The 17561-nt window shown below is 69.6% G+C and carries 17 protein-coding genes; 7 read left to right on the plus strand and 10 right to left on the minus strand.

Annotated elements, in window-relative coordinates; genetic code table 11:
* Positions 1–217 precede the first annotated feature (217 nt).
* Both KY572_RS00075 and KY572_RS00080 read left to right on the plus strand, forming a co-directional pair.
* On the plus strand, positions 218–952 hold the full coding sequence (locus tag KY572_RS00075; RefSeq protein ID WP_224240066.1) for a hypothetical protein: 735 nt from the start codon (positions 218–220) through the stop codon (positions 950–952).
* 9 nt (positions 953–961) lie between these two features.
* Positions 962–1261 (plus strand): hypothetical protein, encoded by a 300-nt coding sequence (locus tag KY572_RS00080; RefSeq protein ID WP_224240067.1) that lies wholly within the window; start codon positions 962–964, stop codon positions 1259–1261.
* Here KY572_RS00080 and ychF read toward each other — a convergent pair whose 3' ends face one another.
* The 7 genes from ychF to KY572_RS00115 form a co-directional block, all read right to left on the minus strand.
* Positions 1262–2371, minus strand: coding sequence for a redox-regulated ATPase YchF (gene ychF, locus KY572_RS00085; RefSeq protein ID WP_224240068.1), 1110 nt, complete (start codon positions 2369–2371; stop codon positions 1262–1264).
* Between the two features lie 51 nt (positions 2372–2422).
* A complete protein-coding gene (atpF, locus tag KY572_RS00090; protein ID WP_224240069.1) occupies positions 2423–2953 on the minus strand; it encodes a F0F1 ATP synthase subunit B in 531 nt (176 codons plus the stop codon).
* Positions 2954–3102: 149 nt separating this feature from the next.
* Positions 3103–3333, minus strand: a complete 231-nt coding sequence (locus KY572_RS00095) for an ATP synthase F0 subunit C (RefSeq protein ID WP_224240070.1) — start codon at positions 3331–3333, stop codon at positions 3103–3105.
* Between the two features lie 149 nt (positions 3334–3482).
* On the minus strand, positions 3483–4547 hold the full coding sequence (atpB, locus tag KY572_RS00100) for a F0F1 ATP synthase subunit A (protein ID WP_224240071.1): 1065 nt from the start codon (positions 4545–4547) through the stop codon (positions 3483–3485).
* Positions 4547–4951, minus strand: coding sequence for a hypothetical protein (locus tag KY572_RS00105; protein WP_317987779.1), 405 nt, complete (start codon positions 4949–4951; stop codon positions 4547–4549). Before KY572_RS00105 ends, atpB begins: the two co-directional genes overlap by 1 nt.
* Positions 4948–5133 carry an AtpZ/AtpI family protein gene (locus KY572_RS00110; protein WP_317987780.1) on the minus strand — a complete coding sequence of 62 codons (186 nt, stop codon included), beginning with the start codon at positions 5131–5133 and terminating at the stop codon, positions 4948–4950. Before KY572_RS00110 ends, KY572_RS00105 begins: the two co-directional genes overlap by 4 nt.
* 298 nt (positions 5134–5431) lie before the next feature.
* Positions 5432–5773, minus strand: a complete 342-nt coding sequence (locus KY572_RS00115) for a VOC family protein (RefSeq protein WP_224240073.1) — start codon at positions 5771–5773, stop codon at positions 5432–5434.
* 142 nt (positions 5774–5915) lie between these two features.
* On the opposite strand from KY572_RS00115, the gene KY572_RS00120 reads away from it, so the two are divergent.
* The 4 genes from KY572_RS00120 to KY572_RS00135 all read left to right on the plus strand — a co-directional run bounded on the left by KY572_RS00120 (position 5916) and on the right by KY572_RS00135 (position 13738).
* Positions 5916–6413 (plus strand): YbhB/YbcL family Raf kinase inhibitor-like protein, encoded by a 498-nt coding sequence (locus tag KY572_RS00120; protein WP_224240074.1) that lies wholly within the window; start codon positions 5916–5918, stop codon positions 6411–6413.
* An 88-nt stretch (positions 6414–6501) separates the two neighbouring features.
* Positions 6502–9126, plus strand: coding sequence for a GAF domain-containing protein (locus KY572_RS00125; RefSeq protein WP_317987781.1), 2625 nt, complete (start codon positions 6502–6504; stop codon positions 9124–9126).
* Between the two features lie 135 nt (positions 9127–9261).
* Complete coding sequence (locus KY572_RS00130; RefSeq protein WP_224240075.1) at positions 9262–12174, plus strand: extracellular catalytic domain type 1 short-chain-length polyhydroxyalkanoate depolymerase; 2913 nt, start codon at positions 9262–9264, stop codon at positions 12172–12174.
* A 430-nt stretch (positions 12175–12604) separates the two neighbouring features.
* Entirely contained in the window at positions 12605–13738 is a 1134-nt protein-coding gene (locus KY572_RS00135; protein ID WP_224240076.1) for a cytochrome c peroxidase, read from the plus strand.
* Positions 13739–13757: 19 nt separating this feature from the next.
* On the opposite strand, the gene KY572_RS00140 is transcribed toward KY572_RS00135, so the two are convergent.
* Positions 13758–14723, minus strand: a complete 966-nt coding sequence (locus KY572_RS00140; protein ID WP_224240077.1) for a hypothetical protein — start codon at positions 14721–14723, stop codon at positions 13758–13760.
* Between the two features lie 58 nt (positions 14724–14781).
* Between KY572_RS00140 and KY572_RS00145 the strand changes: the two genes are divergently transcribed.
* Positions 14782–15474, plus strand: a complete 693-nt coding sequence (locus KY572_RS00145; RefSeq protein WP_224240078.1) for an HAD hydrolase-like protein — start codon at positions 14782–14784, stop codon at positions 15472–15474.
* Between the two features lie 167 nt (positions 15475–15641).
* On the opposite strand, the gene KY572_RS00150 is transcribed toward KY572_RS00145, so the two are convergent.
* Positions 15642–16568 carry a hypothetical protein gene (locus KY572_RS00150; protein WP_224240079.1) on the minus strand — a complete coding sequence of 309 codons (927 nt, stop codon included), beginning with the start codon at positions 16566–16568 and terminating at the stop codon, positions 15642–15644.
* 38 nt (positions 16569–16606) lie between these two features.
* Positions 16607–17509: a bile acid:sodium symporter family protein gene (locus tag KY572_RS00155; RefSeq protein WP_224240080.1), complete on the minus strand. Its 903-nt coding sequence runs from the start codon at positions 17507–17509 to the stop codon at positions 16607–16609.
* Between the last annotated feature and the right edge of the window lie 52 nt (positions 17510–17561).

Here is a 17561-nt window from a genome sequence, read left to right on the forward strand (position 1 = left end):
GGCCGGGCAGTCCTTGGCGGAGGCGCCTCCCGAGCACCGGAGTACATCTGCTGGGGCCGATCGTTCACCGGTTGTCATGGTTCCCCACACACAGCGCGAGGTGGCGGACGCTCCCGCGGCAGGCTCCAGCAGCCCGCACTCCCCTCCCGGAGCAGCGACACCAACATGAGGACCGACGCACGGGCGGTCGGGGCCCGCGCCGCACCAGGAAGACACCATGCCTCGTTCCTATCGCTGGCCACATCCCCTGCTGCTGAGCCTGCTGCTGGGCCTGTCATCGGCCTGCTCGGAGTCCATCGACGGGCCCGACGGGCGGCGCGATCTGCTCTTCACCTTCGACGGGAGCACGCAGGGCTGGAGCTCCGGCTTCACGGACCTGGCGCCGATCCAGGAACCGAGCGTCGACTTCCTCTTCGAGCGCCGCGAGCTCCCCACCGAGACGCAGCTCATGGGAGGCGCGCTCTTCCTCTCGGGAAGGAACGTGAGCGACGACCTCTTCATGTTCGTCGCGCACCCGGTGGAGGACCTGAGGCCCGACACGCCCTACTCGCTCGTCTTCGAGCTGGAGCTGGCGAGCAACGCGGCCACGGGCTGCACGGGCATCGGCGGCGCTCCGGGCGAGAGCGTGTTCCTCAAGGTGGGAGCCGCGAGCGTCCAGCCCGCGCGCGTGACGAACGAGACGGGCCACTACCGGCTCAACGTGGACAAGGGGAACCAGTCGGAGGGCGGCGCCAACGCGCAGGTAGTGGGAGACATCGCCAATGGCTCGACGGACTGCACCAGCCCCACCTACCGGCGCATCACCCGGGACAACCGGGACGACCCGCTCCGCATCACCTCGAACAGCGAGGGTCGGCTCTGGCTGCTGGTCGGCACGGACTCGGGTTTCGAAGGCAACACCGCGCTCTACTTCGACACGATTCGTGTCGTCCTCGAGCCGGCCGAGCAATAGGGTGGACCCGTGACGACCACCCGCTCCTATCCCCCCTGGCTCATCGTCTCGCGGATGCTGGGCACCGCGGCGCTCATCGGCGCGCTGGCGGTGACGCTCAAGCCCGGCGTGGCGCCGCCCCTGCTCGGGCCCATCTTCATCTTCGCGTTCCTGGTGCTGCGCCTGGGCAGCGAGTGGACGCTCGCCATCCGCTACCCGGACGAAGAAGGCCGCCACCGACGCTCGGCGATCCTCAATACGGTGATCGCGCTCGTCGTGACGGCCTTCTGGTTCTACGCCCGCAGCCGCGGGCTGGGGCGCTGGGGCTGACTACACGTTGAAGCGGAAGTGCATGCAGTCGCCGTCCTGGACGACGTACTCCTTGCCTTCCACGCGCAGCAGGCCCTTCTCCTTCACGGCGGACTCGCTGCCGAGCTTGATCAGGTCCTCCCAGCGCATCACCTCGGCCTTGATGAAGCCGCGCTCGAAGTCCGAGTGGATGACGCCGGCCGCCTGGGGGGCCTTGTAGCCCTTGTGAATGGTCCAGGCGCGGCACTCCTGCTCGCCCACCGTGAAGTACGTGAACAGGCCCAGCAGCTTGTAGCCGGCGCGCACCACCTTGTGCAGGCCCGGCTCGCTCAGCCCGGCGCTCTCCAGGAAGCCCGGCCGCTCCTCCTCGGGCAACTGCTGGATCTCCGCCTCCATGGCCGCGGCGAGCACCACCACCTCGGCGCCCTCCTTCTGGGCCATCTCCTTCACGGCGCGCACGTGCGGAGACTCATCCTCCTTGCCGATCTGCCCCTCGGAGATGTTCGCCACGTACAGCACCGGCTTGTCCGTGAGCAGGAACAGCTCGCGGATGGCGGCGCGCTCGTCGTCCGTCAGCTTCTGTCCGCGCACGGTGATGCCCGCGTCCAGGCCAGCCTTGACCTTGTCCAGCAGCGTCAGCTCCGCCTTGGCCTCGTCGCCCGCCTTGCCGCCCATCTTGGCGTTGCGCTGGGCGCGCTCGCGGCGCTTCTCCACCGTCTCCAGGTCCTTGAGGCACAGCTCCGTGTCCACCACGTCCCGGTCCCGCACCGGATCCACGCCGCCCTCGACGTGGGTGACGTTGTCATCCACGAAGCAGCGCAGCACGTGCAGCACCGCGTCCACCTGGCGGATGTTGGCCAGGAACTGGTTGCCCAGGCCCTCGCCCTTGGAGGCGCCTCGCACCAGGCCGGCGATGTCCACGAACTCCAGCGAGGTGGGGATCTTCTTCAGGGGCTTGATGAGCACCGACAGCTTGTCCAGCCGCTCGTCCGGCACCGGCACCACGCCCACGTTCGGCTCGATGGTGCAGAACGGGTAGTTGGCCGCCTGAGCACCGGCGGCGGACAGCGCATTGAAGAGGGTGGACTTGCCCACGTTGGGCAGCCCGACGATTCCGATGGAGAGACCCATGACGGTTCCTTGGAACAGCTCCGGCGGCGGGCTGCTTCCCGGCGAGCCGGGCTAGGCGCGCGGGGTACCGCCCGGCGTGGGCAGGCCCTTGACGAACTGCTCGGCCAGCGCGCGGTGCTTGGCGTCATCCATCCGCTCGGCGATGAGCTTGCCCGCCACCTCGACGGCCAGGTCCACCGCCATGGCGCGGATGTCCGCGACGGCCTTGGCGCGCTGGTCCTCGATCTCGCGCCGGGCCTGGGCCTTGAACTCCTCGGCCTCCTTGCGGCTCTTGGCCATCAGCTCCTCGCGGTACTTCTCCACGTCCTGCTGGTTGCGGCGCATCATCTCCGCGGCCTCCTGGCGGGCCTGGGCGATGGCCGTCTTCTGCTCGGCCAGCAGCTTCTCGGCCTCGGCGCGCTCGCGCTTGGCGCTCTCGATGGCGCTGGCGATCTGCTTCTCGCGCTCCTCGACGAGCGAGAGGATGGGGCCCCACGCCTTCCAGCGCAGCACCACGAGGACGAGGATGAAGGTGATGAGGGTCCAGAAGATGAGGCCCGGGCGGACCTCCAGGAAGCTGGCGGCGAGGAGGAGGGTGTTCATCGAAGTCATCCTTCGCGGAAGGGCGGGAGGGTACGGCGAGAGTTCACGACGTCGGAGGCCTGGGGCCTCGTGCTCCACGGGGGGAGCGGGCCGCGGCGCGGCGCCCGCGGAGAAGCGCGAGCGCCGGACCGGGGTTGCTGCCTGCTCGACTAGGTCTTGGTGGCGAGCAGGATGCAGATCACCAGCGCGAACAGCGTGGCGCCTTCGATGAGCGCCGCGGCGATGATCATGGAGGTGCGGATGTCGCCGCCGGCGGCCGGCTGACGGCCCGTGGCCTCCATGGCGGAGGCGGCCAGCTTACCGATGCCGAGGCCGGCACCGATGATGGCGAGGCCGGCGCCAATGCCGGCGGAGAGGAACGCGAGAGCGAGGTTGGTCATGGGAGCACTTCTTCTTTCTTCGTAGGTAGGACCCGCTTGTGGGGGGGTCGTCGTCCCTTTTGGACTACCTCCGGCGACCTTTCGAATCGCCGGGTTCTTTCCGGGGCGCCCGCTGCTACCGGAGGCCCCGCCAACTCAGAGGAGCCTGCTCAGACGTGGTGGCCGCGGCCGTGGTCGTGGCTCACCGCGCCCTCGTGGTGGCCCTCGCCGTGCTCGTGGGCGTGGTCACCGTGGTGGCCCATGGCCACGCCCATGCCGATGAAGAGCGCCGAGAGCATGGTGAAGACGTAGGCCTGCACGAAGGCCACGAACAGCTCCAGGAAGTAGATGCCCATCGCGAAGGGCACGGCCACCAGGCCCACCGCCGCGCTGTTCATCATGAAGATGAGGCCGAGCAGGAAGAAGATGACGATGTGGCCCGCCAGCATGTTGGCGAACAGACGCATCGTGAGGGCGAAGGGCTTGGTGAACAGGCCCAGGATCTCCACCGGAATCATGATGGGCCACAGCGCGAAGTGCACGCCGCCGGTGAGGTGCGCCAGGTAGCCGCCGAAGCCCGCCGCGCGGATGCCCGCCACCTGGGTGAGGACGAAGGTGCACAGCGCCAGGGCGCAGGTGACGGCGATGTTGCCCGTGGCCGTGGCCATCCAGGGGAACAGGCCCAGCATGTTCATGAAGAGGATGAAGAAGAACGCGGTGAGCAGGAAGGGCACGTAGCGCGGGCCCTCCTCCTTGCCGATGTTCTTGATGGCCAGCTCGTCCCGGACGAAGAGCACCAGCATCTCGAAGATGTTGGCGCCCGCCCCGCGCGGCACCAGCTTCGACTTGTCGCGGTTGCTCCAGATGAGGATGGAGCCGATGAGCAGCAGCGCCGCCAGCCACATCATCACCGTGTGCTTGGTGATGGACAGGTCCAGGCAGCCGGCCAGCAGCCCCGGGTGCGCCGCGCCGTGTCCGCCCTCGGCCGCGCCGTGCTCGCCCGCGGGCGCCGCGCAGGCCCCCTCCTTCAGGGGGATGAGGATCTGCGGCAGGTGGATGGTCACGTGGTCGTGGCTGAGGGGAATCTCGAACTCGTACTCCGGCGAGTCCGCCACGTGGTGCATGATGAAGCCGGCCACGTCCTCCTTGGGTTGATCGCCCGCCGCGGCCGACGGCTCCGCGGCCAGCGCGATACCGGCGAACAGACTGGCGAACAGGACCATTGCCTTGCGCATCACTCGTCTCCGCTCGCCGCGCTCTTGGAGGCGGCGTTCACGTAGCTGATCTCCACCCACTGCAGCACAAAGTAGACGCCGAAGAAGCCGACGACGAATCCCCACGGCCCCATTCCCCGCGACACCATCGCGTACAGCCCGGCCCCCACCGTCACCGCCCGGAGCGCGAACACCAGGCCCACCACCTTCAGCGCCGCCGGGAGGCTGCGCCGCACCGCCCTTCGCTTCAGCGCCAGCGACACCACCCCGGTGAGCGCAGCCAACCCCGTGCCCCACAACGCCGGCCACCGGTGCTCGGGCGCCTGCGGCAGTCCCGCCGCCAGCGCCATGCCCACCACCGCCACCCCCGCCGCCACCATCGCGTGGTTCTGGAAGGTCTCCCCTGCCCCGGCCGTGTCCTTCACTTCTTCTTCCCCAGCCGGGTCATCTCATGCAGGAACCCGTAGAAGCCCACCACGGTGCCCACCACGCTCAACCCCACCAGCATCCAGGGCTTGGTCCCCAGCCACCGGTCCAGCAGCAGCCCGCCGATCACCCCCACCGCCGTCCCGCCCACCATCTTCCAGACCGCGGAGATGTAGGGCATGGCCGCCCTCATCTGCCGGGCGCTCGGGCCCAGCTCGCTGCCTTCCTGCCCCTCTCCACCCTGTTCCCGGGGCTCCTCTGCCATCGGACGCCTCACCAACTCCCGGGAAAGCCTGAGGTTTCCGCCGCCGCCGCCGCCGCCAGAATCCACGCGCGCGCGCCGCTTAGCACTGAAGATGCGGCATGCGCAACCGCTACCGTCGGCGGGGGGGGCCCAGGTACCAGTCCGGGTTAGGGCTGCGGGAAGCGCAGGTTGGGGAACGGGAGGGCCCGTCGGGCTCGCGGGGCCGCTCGCGCGGCTAGCGCGGCCAGCCCACCCTCACCAGCGTACCGCTCGGATCCGAGACCGCGAACTCCCGGATGCCCCAGGGCTTGTCCTCCGCCTGGCGGCCGAAGCGGGCGGCGAGCGCGTCCACATTCTGGGCGTAGAAGTAGACGCCGTAGGGGTTGCGTTCGGGGACCACCCAACCCGGGACCGTGCCGGTCAGATGGACGCGCGCCCCACTCGGGTCCCGCAGGATGCGGTAGCGCTCCGCGGGGTAGATCGACTCCGCCTTGAAGCCCAGGCGCTCATAGAAGGCCTGGCTCTCATCGAGGTCATCGCAGGGAATGATGGGGACGAGGCCATGCTCCAGGTCCATCGGCGAGGCTCCTTGGTGGCTTCACTGCGCCTGACTCTAGACCAGGGGCGCGAGCCCACGTCCCGCTACTTCCACAGTCGCCATCACCGCCCCACCAGCGCCAGCTTGAGAAGGGACTCCCTGCTCATGGGAGGAGGACACCATGCCGAAGCCACTCCACCTCACCTCGCCCCGCTTCCAGGACGGCGAGACCATCCCCATCGCCTTCACCTGCGAGGGAGAGGACAGGTCCCCGCCCCTCCACTGGGAAGAAGTCCCCCCCGGGACGCGCAGCCTGGCCCTCGTCGTCGAGGACCCCGACGCGCCGGATCCTCGCCACCCCCAGCGCACCTGGTGCCACTGGCTCCTCTACAACCTGCCTCCCGGCACCCGGGACATCCCCGAGGGCGCACGCCCCGACATGCTGCCCAGAGGAGCCCTCGAGGGACTGAATGACTGGCAGCGCCCCGGCTACGGAGGCCCGTGCCCGCCCATCGGCCGCCACCGCTACTTCTACCGCCTGTACGCCCTGGACACCGTGCTGCCAGACCTGGGCTCGCCCACTCGCGACCAGCTGCTCGCGGCCATCCGAGGCCACGTGCTCGCGGAGGCGGAGCTGATCGGCACCTACGAGAAGACCCACCCCCACGTCAGCGCCTGAGTCTCCGCCACCCGGCCAACAGTGGGGCCCCCCCGAGTCGGGACGGTCGCTTCCCCTCGGAGGGTCCCGGGTGCGATGTTTCGCGCCTGTGACGACGTCCAGTGAAGCCGGCACGCAGTACCGGCACTTCGACGCGATGCCCCTCTGTCTTGGAGTCATCCGGGACGGGCGGGTCATCTACGCCAATGCGTCGCTGCTGGACCTGCTGGGGCGCCCCACCGGGGAGCTGATCGGGCGCTCCGTTCAGGAGCTGCTCCGGCGCTTCCCCGAGGGCGAGGCGCTGCTGGAGCGCCACACGCGCCGCATGCGCGGAGAGGACGTGCCCTCGGTGTTCGAGCTCCTGCTGCGCACCCCCGCCGGGGAGCGGCGCGTGGAGGTGTCCATCTCCGTCGAGGGGCAGGACGCGCTGCTGCTCGTCCGGGACATGAGCGCCCGCGCCCACCACCGCACCGTGCTCCAGCGGCTGGCGGAGCTGGGCGCCAGCCTGCCCGGCATGGGCACCGAGAAGGAGGTGCTCACCCGCGTCTTCGACGGGCTGGTGGAGCTGGGCTTCACCTTCGCCTACGTGATGCCGGTGGGCGAGCGGGCCCTGCTCGAGCGGCTGTACGTGCCCCCCGAGCTCTCCGAGCCGTCCATGGAGCGCGCCTGGAGGGAGGGGATGACGGGCCTCTGGTCTCCCCTGCTGGAGCGCACCTGGCAGGAGGGCTCGGCGTATGCCCCCGAGTTCGCCCGGGAGGCCTTCCACTTCTTGAGGGAGGAGCTCCCGGACCGGCTGCGCAAGCGCCTCACCGAGGCCCGGCTCCACGTCATCGGCGTGCGCATCGAGGTCAGCGGCATGCGCCGGGCGGTGCTCGTGGTGGCCACGCCCTGGCTGCGCGAGGAGGAGCTGCCCCCGCTGCGGCTCTTCGGCGCCCAGGTGTCCGCCGCGCTGGACGCGGCGCTCACCATCTCCCAGCTGTCCGCGCAGAACACCTCGCTGGCCGCGCTCAACCGCCTGGCCTCCACGGCGGCCACCGCCCGCGAGCCCCGGGACTTCTTCGGCCCCGGCACCAAGGAGATCACCCGGCTGCTGGACTGCCAGGCGCTGGGCCTCTTCCTGCGCAAGGACGGCTCCGAGGAGATGGAGCTGGTGTACGCCCAGGGCCTGGACGCCATCAGCGCCGAGCAGTACGGGCGGATGCCGGTGCGCGGCAGCATCTCCGGCCAGGCCATGGAGCAGGGCTCGGCGCTGGTGCTGGAGGCCGAGTCCTGCACCGGCCCCACGCGCCAGCACATGCTGCGCCAGGGCTACTCCACGGTGGCGGTGGTGCCGCTGCGGGTGCGCTCGCGCCTGGTGGGCACGCTGGTGGTCGCCTTCCGTCAGCGCCGCGGGCTGTCGCACCTGGAGCGCGAGACGCTCCAGGCCATGGGCGCGCACTTCGCCGCCGCCACCGAGTCCCACCGCCTGCTCACCGAGGTGCGCCGCCGCGCGGATGATCTCGCCCTCATCCACGAGGTGAGCCGGAAGATGGTGGCCACCCTGGAGATGGATCTGCTGATGCAGATCGGCGTGGAGGGCCTGGCGCTCATCGCCCGCTCGCCGGACGCCGCCCTGCTGCTGCTGGACGCCCAGGGCCAGCGGCTGGAGCTGCGCGCCTCCGTCCACCACAAGCCGGAGCTCCAGGGCCTGTCCGTGTCCATCCGGCCCCAGGATGGCTCGCTCTCGGCCAGGACGCTCCAGACGCGCATGCCCATCATCGTGGAGGCCGCGGAGAAGGATCCGAGCCTCCACCGGCTGGCCCAGGAGCTGGGCATCACCGCCGCGCTGATGCTGCCCCTGGTGGTGCGCGAGCGCGCCATCGGCGTGGCCATCATCCTCGAGACGTCCGGGCCGCGCCGCTTCACGGACTCGGAGGTGGAGCGCGCCTCCGCCATCACCAACCAGCTGGCGCTGGCGCTGGAGCAGGCCCGCCTCATCGAGGACCTCAAGAAGAGCTACGCGGAGCTGGCCCGCACGCAGGAGCAGCTCGTCCAGCGCGAGCGGCTCGCGGCGCTCGGCGAGCTGGCGGCGGTGGTGGCCCACGAGGTGCGCAACCCCCTGGGCGCCATCTTCAACTCCGTCTCCTATATCCGCCGCCTCATCGGCACCTCCAACCCCGCGCTGCCGCTGGTGGAGATCGTCGCGGAGGAGGCCGACCGGCTCAACCGCATCGTGGACGACCTGCTGCACTTCGCGCGGCCGCCCTCGCCCTCGCCCACGCCCATCCCGCTGCGCAAGCTGCTGGAGGACTCGGTGCGCTCGGCGCTGACGGACGCCACCGGCAAGGTGGAGGTGGAGTGGGACCTGGAGGCCGACGTGCCGGTGCTGGTGGACGAGCGGATGATCCGCCAGGCCTTCCTCAACCTCGCCCTCAACGCCGTGCAGGCCATGCCGCAGGGCGGCACCCTGCGGGTGGGCGTGTGCCGCGCGACGGGCCCGCGGCCCGAGGTGCAGGTGGAGTTCACCGACACGGGCACGGGCATCCACCCGGACCTGCGCTCGCGCATCTTCGAGCCCTTCTTCACCACCAAGGCCAAGGGGACGGGGCTGGGCCTGGCCATCGTCAAGCGCATCGTCGAGTCCCACGCGGGCCGCGTGACGCTCGAGTCCGAGCCGGGCCAGGGCACCACCTTCCGCCTCTTCCTCCCCTGCGAGCCCGAGGCCGCCCAGGCGCCGCTCCAGGCCGAGGCCTGACGCACCCGGACGAGAACCGCGTCGACTCGCCGCGTCGTGAAATCCCTCGTGGTGAAGTTGACGTCTGATTCAGGAATCAGGAGATCATTTCACGCGAAGTGCTACCGTCCGCGCCGCATTCACAAGGGAGGGCTCATGCGGAAGACGCGTCCTGGAAGTCTCGTCTGTGGACTCCTCGCCCTGGCTGTTCTCGGGTGCGAGGGCCTGGCTCCCATCGAGCCGCCGCCGGAGGAAGGGCTCGAGCCGGTGCAGCTCCAGAGCGCGCTCACGGCGGTGACGGGCTTTGGAACCAACCCCGGCAACCTGAAGATGTGGAAGTACGTGCCGGCCGGCGCCCCCGCGAACGCGCCGCTGGTGGTGGCCATGCACGGCTGCACCCAGACGGCGAGCGGCTACACGTCCACCGGGTGGAACGCGCTGGCGGATCTGCTCAAGTTCCACGTCGTCTACCCGGAGCAGGTGAGCGGCAACAACCAGAACGCCTGCTTCAACTGGTTCGAGCCCGGAGACATCTCCCGGGGCCAGGGCGAGGCGCTCTCCATCAAGCAGATGGTGGACAAGATGAAGGCGGACCACTCCATCGACTCCAGCCGCGTGTTCGTCACCGGCCTGTCGGCGGGCGCCGCGATGACGTACGTGATGGCCGCCACCTACCCGGACGTCTTCTCCGGCGCGGCGGTGATGGCGGGCATCCCCTACAAGTGCGCCACCTCGATGACGGACGCCTTCTCGTGCATGAGCCCGGGCTCGGACAAGACGGCCACGCAGTGGAGGGACCTGGTGCGCAACGCCTACTCCGGCTACACCGGCCCCTACCCGCGCATCTCCATCTGGCACGGCACCTCCGACTACACCGTGAAGAACACCAACATGGCGGAGGCGGTGGAGCAGTGGACCGCCGTGCACGGCATCGACGCGACGGAGGACGTCAGCGAGACCGTGGCCGGCTACCCGCACAAGGTCTACAGGGACACGGCGGGCAGGGCCCTGGTGGAGACGTACGCGCTGACGGGCATGGGGCACGGCACGGCCGTGGACCCCGCCTTCCGGTTCCCCGGCTCCAGCGTGGCGTGCGGCACGGCGGGCGCGTACGTGCTCGACACGGACATCTGCTCCACCTGGTACGCGGCGAAGTGGTTCGGGCTCGACAACTCCGACTCGGCCGCGCCCTCCGTGAGCCTCTCGGCGCCCGCCAACGGCGCCTCCGTGAGCGGCACCGTGCAGGTGACGGCCAACGCCTCGGACAACGTGGGCGTCTCCAAGGTGGAGTTCTTCATCGACAACACCCTGGTGGGCACCGACACGGCCTCGCCCTATGCGTACACGTGGAACAGCGCCGCGGCGACCAACGGCACCCACGTGCTGCTGGCCAAGGCCCATGACGCCGCGGGCAACACGGCCTCGTCCGCCTCCGTCTCCGTCACCGTCACCGGCGGCATCTCCGACACCACGCCCCCCACCGTGAGCCTCACCTTCCCCACCGCCGGCTCCACCGTGGCCGGCGCCGTGGACATCACCGCCACCGCGTCGGATGACACCGGCGTGACGAAGGTGGAGTTCCTCGTCGACGGCGCCGTGGTGGGCCAGGGCGTGTCCGCGCGGCAGGCCGGCCCCTACGCCTTCACCTGGAACACCACCGCGTACGCCACGGGCAGCCACTCGCTGCAGGCCCGCGCCTCGGACGCCGCGGGCAACACCGCCCTGTCCGCTACCGTCTCCGTGACGGTGGATCAGGGCTCGGTGCGCTTCACCGAGCGCTTCTCCAACAACGGCCCGGACAACGCGGGCTGGAGCCTCACCGAGTGGGCGCTGGACGCCAGCGACCAGACGGGCACCACCGGCAGCAGGTCCATCCTCGGCTCGGCCACTCCCTCCTTCGGCACCGCCACCCGGACGGCGAGCGTCAGCCTGACGCTGCCCTCCAACGCGCGGCTGGGCTTCTGGCGCAAGGTGGAGCTGTATGGCGCCAACACCATGGCCACCGCCTCCTTCCGCGTCATCGTCAATGACGGGACCGACCATGTGGTGGACTCGGTGACGAAGAGCGGCCTGGGCTCGCTCACGGAGTCCACGTGGACGCAGCGCGCGGACATCGACCTGTCCCCGTACGCCAACCGCACGGTGACGCTGAAGTTCGTCGTCACCGCGACGGACACCGGCTCCAACACCAGCCGCGCCAAGGCGTGGGTGGACAGCATCACCGTGGGCCCGCCGAGCGCCTCCGCGGACACCACGCCTCCCACGGTGAACGTGACGGCCCCCGCCTCGGGCGCCACCGTGAGCGGCACCGTCGACGTGCAGGCGAGCGCCTCGGACGCCGCGGGCGTGAGCCGCGTCGAGTTCTACGTGGACGGCGCGCTGGCCGACACGGACACCGCCGCCCCCTTCGTCTTCACCTGGAACACGGCGGGCGTGGCCAACGGCAGCCACTCGCTCATGGCCAAGGCCTACGACGCGGCGAACAACATCGGCACCGACAACGACACCTCGGTGACGGTGAGCAACACCAGCGGCGGGACGACGACGACCGTCTCCTTCACCAGCATCGCGGCGGAGGACGGCTACGTGAAGGCCAACGCGGACGGCTCGTCCCCGGCGGTGGGCACCTTCAGCACGCCGGCCGTCGGCAAGGGCTCGGACGCCAGGCACAACCGGGCGTTCTTCTCCTTCGACACCTCCTCGCTGCCCGACACCGCCACGCTCGTGCGCGCCTCGCTCAAGGTGACGTTCTCCTCCGGCATGGGGGACCCGTGGGCGGACCCCTCGGGCAACACCCTCAACATCGACTTGAAGAGCGGGACGTTCGGCGCCGCCACCACCGAGACGACGGACTTCACCGCCGCCGCCACCTCCTCCGGAGTGGCCAACCTCATCAAGTTCACCACCGGCGCCCAGAGCTCCACCGACTTCAACGCCGCCGGCCTGGCCGCCATCAACAAGACGGGCAGGACGCAGGCGCGCCTGCTCTTCGCGCAGAACCCCGGCGGCACCTCGTACCTCTTCCTCACCGAGGGCAGCGGCGCCGTGCTGACGGTGGAGTACCGCTAGCCAGGCGTGACGCGGTGGGCCGCGCTCACGGGCCCGGATGGCGCGCTGCGCCGACGAGCACTCCGCTGAAACATCCTCGTCGAGATGCGCTGCTGATCCGGGCCCTCGCCCCACTGTCCTGTTTTCGGACAGCCATGGTACACGAGTTATCCACTGTTCCCGGAATTCTGGACTGAGCCTTAACTGGCTGTTTTCTCACGCACTTTTTGAGAAAGGAGTGGTTTGCTCCTAAAAACCTACAATACAGCCAAATCGAGATGGTGCAGCCTTGTCGTAGTCATTCATCCACCTACCTTGGCACCATCGAATCGAGAAGGTGAATTGTTTCAGGGGTTTGCGCGGAAACCCTGGAAGGGCTCGGGTTGGCACGTTGCCTGCTTTACGGAGGCGCGACCCCAATTCCCCGCTGGGGAGGAAAGCCCCCTCCATCATGAATCCGTTCTCGCTGAAGCGGTTCACCCTGACCTCTCTGATGATGCTGGCCGCCGCAGGCTGCGGTGGCCCGACGACGCCGGACGAGCAGCCGCAGGTGGAGGAGACCGAGGTCGAGGAGACCTGGGATGCGGAGCAGGAGGCGACGCTGGCCAGCACGGTGCACGGCGCCTACCTGTTCACCAAGGAGACCTTCAAGGGCAACGGGCGCACCTGCGCGACGTGCCACACGCTGAGCACCGGTGGCCTGACGCCGGCGCAGGCGCAGGCGGCCTGGCAGCGCAACCGCAATGATCCGCTCTTCCGCGCCATCGACAGTGATGCGGGTGACGGCAAGAGCTACTCGCGGCTGCTGAACGACGCGACGGTGACGGTGGACGTCCCGATGGCGCCGAACATCCGGCTGGCGGCCAACCCCACGGCGCGCACGGTGAAGCTGCGCCGCGGCATCCCCAGCACGCTGGACAGCCCGCGGTTCGACCCGGTGGTGATGTGGGACGGCCGCGAGCCGACGCTGCAGTCCCAGGCGATGCACGCCATCGCCGGCCACGCGCAGGGCGGCCGCGTCCCGACGCAGCAGGAGCTCAACGCGCTGGTGGACTTCGAGAAGGTGCTCTTCTCCTCGGCGAAGATGGCGGCCTATGCGCTGACGGGGACGCCGCCGCCGCTGCCCGCGGGCAAGACGGCGTCCGAGAAGCGTGGCGCGGCCTTCTTCGCGCCCAACGCCGTGTGCGGCCACTGCCACTTCGGCCCGCTGCTCAACCAGATGACGGAGTTCAACCCGCAGGGCCTGCCGGCGGGCACGCGCTTCTCCTCCGCGGGCGTGTCCGAGGGCAACCTGGGCGCCAACCCTCCGCAGGAGTTCATCGTCACCCTGCCGAACGGCGCCGAGGTCCCCGTGCTGTCGCCTGACCCCGGCCTCATGCTGCTGACGGGCGATCCGGCGCACTACGGTGTCTTCAAGATGGTGTCGCTGCGCAACCTGAAGAACACGGCGCCGTACTTCCACGACAACTCCGCGAAGAACCTCGACCAGGTGATGGTGCAGTACAAGCTCCTGTTCGACTTCCTCGGCGTGCCGCTGTCCCAGCAGGACATCGCCGACATCACCGCGTACATGAAGCTGCTGTAATCACCTCGAGGCGAGGGCCTCAGCGCGGTAGCAGCAGCGCGCAGGCCCTCGACATCGCCCTCGCGACCCGGCGCATGAGCTCCATGCGTCGGGTCTTTGTTTTTGCGGGCTCCGGCGGCGCGCTCCAGTCGAAGGTCCGGAGCCGAGGCAGGAAGCCCTGGCGGACACAGCCCTCCAGGCTGAAGACGTGGAGGTCCGCGCACCGTCGCCGGGCCAGGAGCAGGTCCCGCGAGAGCTCCTCCCAGGACAGGGGTGGCGCCGCGCCCGCGCCGGGGAGCTCCACGCCCCCGCCCGTGCTGCCCACGCCGACGGAGCCCGCCTGGGCGGCGTAGCTCTCCAGCAGGCTCGCCCCATGGGGGCGCACGAAGCTGGAGTAGAGCATCAGCACCTCGCGATCGGCCGGCAGGTCCACCACGCCCAGCAGCCGCTGCAGCAGGGTGGAGCCCGCCTGGCGCTCGTCGACGATGAGGGGGAGCTGGTAGGTGTCCACCCGATAGCCGTCCTCGCGGATGCGCGCCATCAGCGCGAGGTACGCGTCCCGGGCCTGACGCAGCCGCTCGCCCCGCCGCAGTCGCCGCAGGAGCACGAGCAGCTGGCGCCAGCGCCGGGACAGCAGCTGGCGCAGCTCGTGGAGATCCGGCTCGATGTCCAGGCCCACGCCGTCCCAGCGAAGCTGGTGCGCGGCGGTCCACTCGCGAAAGGCCGCGTAGCGGGCGGCGGCCTGGGGAGCGTTGTCCAGGTTGAACCAGTAGCCCTGCTCGGTGGGCAGCAGCTGCCAGGCGATGACGGGGATGCCGGCCGCGTGGAGGCGTCGCACCACTCCGGCTCGCTCGGGGGCGAGGTCCACCAGGCCCAGGCTCACGGACGCCTTCAGCGCCACCAGGTGCTCGAGCACCGCCGGCTCCTCGAAGAGGGCCTGCAGGGGCTCGGCTGCCAGCTCGCAGAAGAAGGTGAGGCGCGGGGGCGTCATCGCGGCTCGCATCATCGGCCCATCGCCTCGAGGTCTGCTATCTGTTCGCCGACGCGTGGGACACGGAGGCGCGATGACCGGGGCTGCGGGACGACAGGCGATCTTCTTCGATCTGGACGGGACGCTCACGGACCCCTTCGAGGGCATCACCTCCTGCTTCCAGCATGCGCTGGCGGAGCTGGGGCGTCCCGTGCCAGCCGCGGCCGAGCTGGCGGTGTTCATCGGTCCCCCGCTCCGCCAGGGCATGGCCACCTTGCTCGGGACGAGTGAGCCGCCGTTGATCGAGCAGGCGGTGGCGCTCTACCGGGCGCGCTACTCCGCACAGGGGGCGCTGGAGAATCGGCTCTACGACGAGGTGCCGGGGATGCTGCGCGCGCTGGCGGAGAGCCAGTGGCGGCTCTTCGTGGCGACCTCGAAGCCTCGCGTGTTCGCCGAGCGCATCATCGACCACTTCGGCCTGCGTGCCTTCTTCGCCCATGTGTACGGGGCCGAGCTGGACGGCCGCTTCGACAACAAGGGCGAGCTGCTGGCGCACGCGCTGGAGCGAGAGGGCCTCGAGGCTTCAGCGTGCATCATGGTGGGCGACCGGGCGCAGGATGTCCGGGCGGCCCGACAGAACGGGCTCGTGCCGGTGGGCGTTGCCTACGGGTACGGCTCTCGCGAGGAGCTGGAAGAGGCGGGAGCGGTCGCCATCTGCACCAGCCCCACCGAGCTGGTGAGCTGGATCCAGGCGCGGACTCCGCAGGAAGCAATCAACGACTCTTGATGGAGTGTCTTACAAATCTGTGGAATAGCCGTACCCGTTCGTCCCGAGTGCGCCGAGGGGCAAGACCTCGAGCCAACTGGTCCTACAACCATACCAGTTGGCCCAGAGCGCGCCCGCCAGGGGACCCCTCGAATGGGTTGAGTGAAGGGAGCCGTGTGCCGAGGGCGTTACTTCACGTCCAGCAGGTCCGACTGGAAGGAGAAGGCCAGGAGCAGGTAGGGCATGGCCCGGCTCACCTCCTGGCCGGTGCGGAAGCGGTGCTGGAGGTACCACGCGACGTTGAGGAGCACGGCCGGCTTGTTGAAGGCCGTGTAGCCCTCGTCATAGAAGATGTAGGCCGCCAGCAGGCCGACGCGGTGGTGGCCGTTCTCCTCGGACAGCGCTTCGTTGGCGACGAGCTGGCGTGAGGAGTAGCGGGGCTCCACCATCGAATAGCGCGCGCCCACCACCAGCGGCGGCATGCCCATGAAGAGGACATCCAGGTCGTTGGTGAGCACCACACCCCTGCCGGGCACCAGCGTGTCGAGCGTCTGCTCGTACCAGACGCGGTCCCCGTCGCGCAGGTTCATGCGCCAGAACTCGAACCCGAAGCGGTTGCGCACCGCGACGGGGCCCACCCGGAGCTGCACGAGCGGCTCGACCGCCAGCCGCATGCCCGAGGTGCCGTAGTTCATCCCCGCGGCCTCGCCCGCATCCAGCGTCTCCTGGGAGTAGTCGGCGTTGGCCGAGGGGAGCGACTGGAGCAGGCCGAACGTGGAGAAGAAGCGGATGTACTCGGCCGACAGCCGCAGGTTGAAGATGGAGAGGGGCTGGATCTCCGCCACGGGCCCCACCTTGATGCCCGCGGGGTTGAGCCGGGGATAGGTGCCCAGGAAGAAGAAGTTGTCCCGGAAGAGTGCCCCGTCGTTTCGGTAGAGCACCGACTGGTAGCCCACGCGCGCCTGGGCCTCGAGCCCCAGCGGGTTGAGGCGCGCCGCGAGCAGCCCGTTGACGACGACCCGGCGAGAGGGCACCTCCGGCACGGGCGCGGAAGCCTGGGCGAGGGCCTGGGCAGGCAACGAGAGACAAAACACGAGCAGGACAGCGCGGGTCATGGGGGCTTCTCCGAGGGAGACGGCGGCGCGGGCAGCGCTCAGCTGCGCGAGGCGGTGGTGGAGGGCGCGACCGCCGAGGAGCGCTGGAGCGCGTTCACCACGTAGCCGAACAGGGCCGCGGTGAAGAACATGAGGATGCTGTAGACAGCCGGCGGGATGGCCATGGTGCTGTTGTTGAGCATGAGCGGGCTGTAGGCGATGGCGATGGCCAGCGTGCCATTGTGGATGCCGATCTCCATGCCGATGGCGATGGCCTGCTGCTGGCTCAGCCGGAGCAACTGCGGCACGAAGTAGCCCACCAGCATGCTGGCGACGTTGAAGGCGAGCACCGCCACCCCCACCTGCCGGAAGTAGGTGCCCATCACGGCGCGCTCGTTGAACACGGTGGACGCCACCACCAGCACCAGGAAGAGGGCCGACAGCACCTTCACCGGCTTCGTCAGCCGCTCGGACACCCGGGGCCACTTCTTGTTCAGCACCATGCCCAGCGCCACCGGCCCCAGCACCACCACGAACACCTGCGCCACCTTGCTGAACTGGAGCGGGATGGCGCGGCTCTCACCAAGGAAGTGCTCGAGCGAGAGGTTCACGATGAGGGGCAGCGTCACCACGGTGAGCACGCTGTTGATGGCGGTGAGGGTGATGTTGAGCGCCACATCCCCCTTGGCCAGATGGCTATAGAGGTTGGAGGTGACGCCGCCAGGCGAGGCCGCCAGCAGCATCAGTCCCACCGCCAGCTCCGGCGACAGCCCGCTCAGCTTCGCGATGGCGAAGCACACCCCGGGCAGCAGCACCATCTGGCAGACCAGGCCCACGAGCACCGCTCGCGGAAACGTCAGCACTCGGGTGAAGTCGGCCACCGTGAGGGACAGCCCCAGTCCCAGCATGATGATGCCCAGGGCCACGGGGAGGAAGACGGTCGTGAGGATGCTCGTTTCCACGTGTGCGTGACCTCCTGCCTACCCAGGAGGTCTCATCCTCGCACAATCCATG

Origin of the sequence: Hyalangium gracile (genome assembly GCF_020103725.1) — a bacterium.
GTDB lineage: Bacteria > Myxococcota > Myxococcia > Myxococcales > Myxococcaceae > Hyalangium > Hyalangium gracile.

Coding starts and splice junctions, on each gene's coding strand:
- atpB (WP_224240071.1), bottom strand. CDS start 4,547: ATGCGCAAGGCAATGGTCCTGTTCGCCAGTCTGTTCGCCGGTATCGCG.
- KY572_RS00095 (WP_224240070.1), bottom strand. CDS start 3,333: ATGACCAACCTCGCTCTCGCGTTCCTCTCCGCCGGCATTGGCGCCGGC.
- atpF (WP_224240069.1), bottom strand. CDS start 2,953: ATGAACACCCTCCTCCTCGCCGCCAGCTTCCTGGAGGTCCGCCCGGGC.
- ychF (WP_224240068.1), bottom strand. CDS start 2,371: ATGGGTCTCTCCATCGGAATCGTCGGGCTGCCCAACGTGGGCAAGTCC.
- KY572_RS00135 (WP_224240076.1), top strand. CDS start 12,605: ATGAATCCGTTCTCGCTGAAGCGGTTCACCCTGACCTCTCTGATGATG.
- KY572_RS00075 (WP_224240066.1), top strand. CDS start 218: ATGCCTCGTTCCTATCGCTGGCCACATCCCCTGCTGCTGAGCCTGCTG.
- KY572_RS00145 (WP_224240078.1), top strand. CDS start 14,782: ATGACCGGGGCTGCGGGACGACAGGCGATCTTCTTCGATCTGGACGGG.
- KY572_RS00110 (WP_317987780.1), bottom strand. CDS start 5,133: ATGCCCTACATCTCCGCGGTCTGGAAGATGGTGGGCGGGACGGCGGTG.
- KY572_RS00150 (WP_224240079.1), bottom strand. CDS start 16,568: ATGACCCGCGCTGTCCTGCTCGTGTTTTGTCTCTCGTTGCCTGCCCAG.
- KY572_RS00115 (WP_224240073.1), bottom strand. CDS start 5,773: ATGGACCTGGAGCATGGCCTCGTCCCCATCATTCCCTGCGATGACCTC.
- KY572_RS00120 (WP_224240074.1), top strand. CDS start 5,916: ATGCCGAAGCCACTCCACCTCACCTCGCCCCGCTTCCAGGACGGCGAG.
- KY572_RS00140 (WP_224240077.1), bottom strand. CDS start 14,723: ATGATGCGAGCCGCGATGACGCCCCCGCGCCTCACCTTCTTCTGCGAG.
- KY572_RS00130 (WP_224240075.1), top strand. CDS start 9,262: ATGCGGAAGACGCGTCCTGGAAGTCTCGTCTGTGGACTCCTCGCCCTG.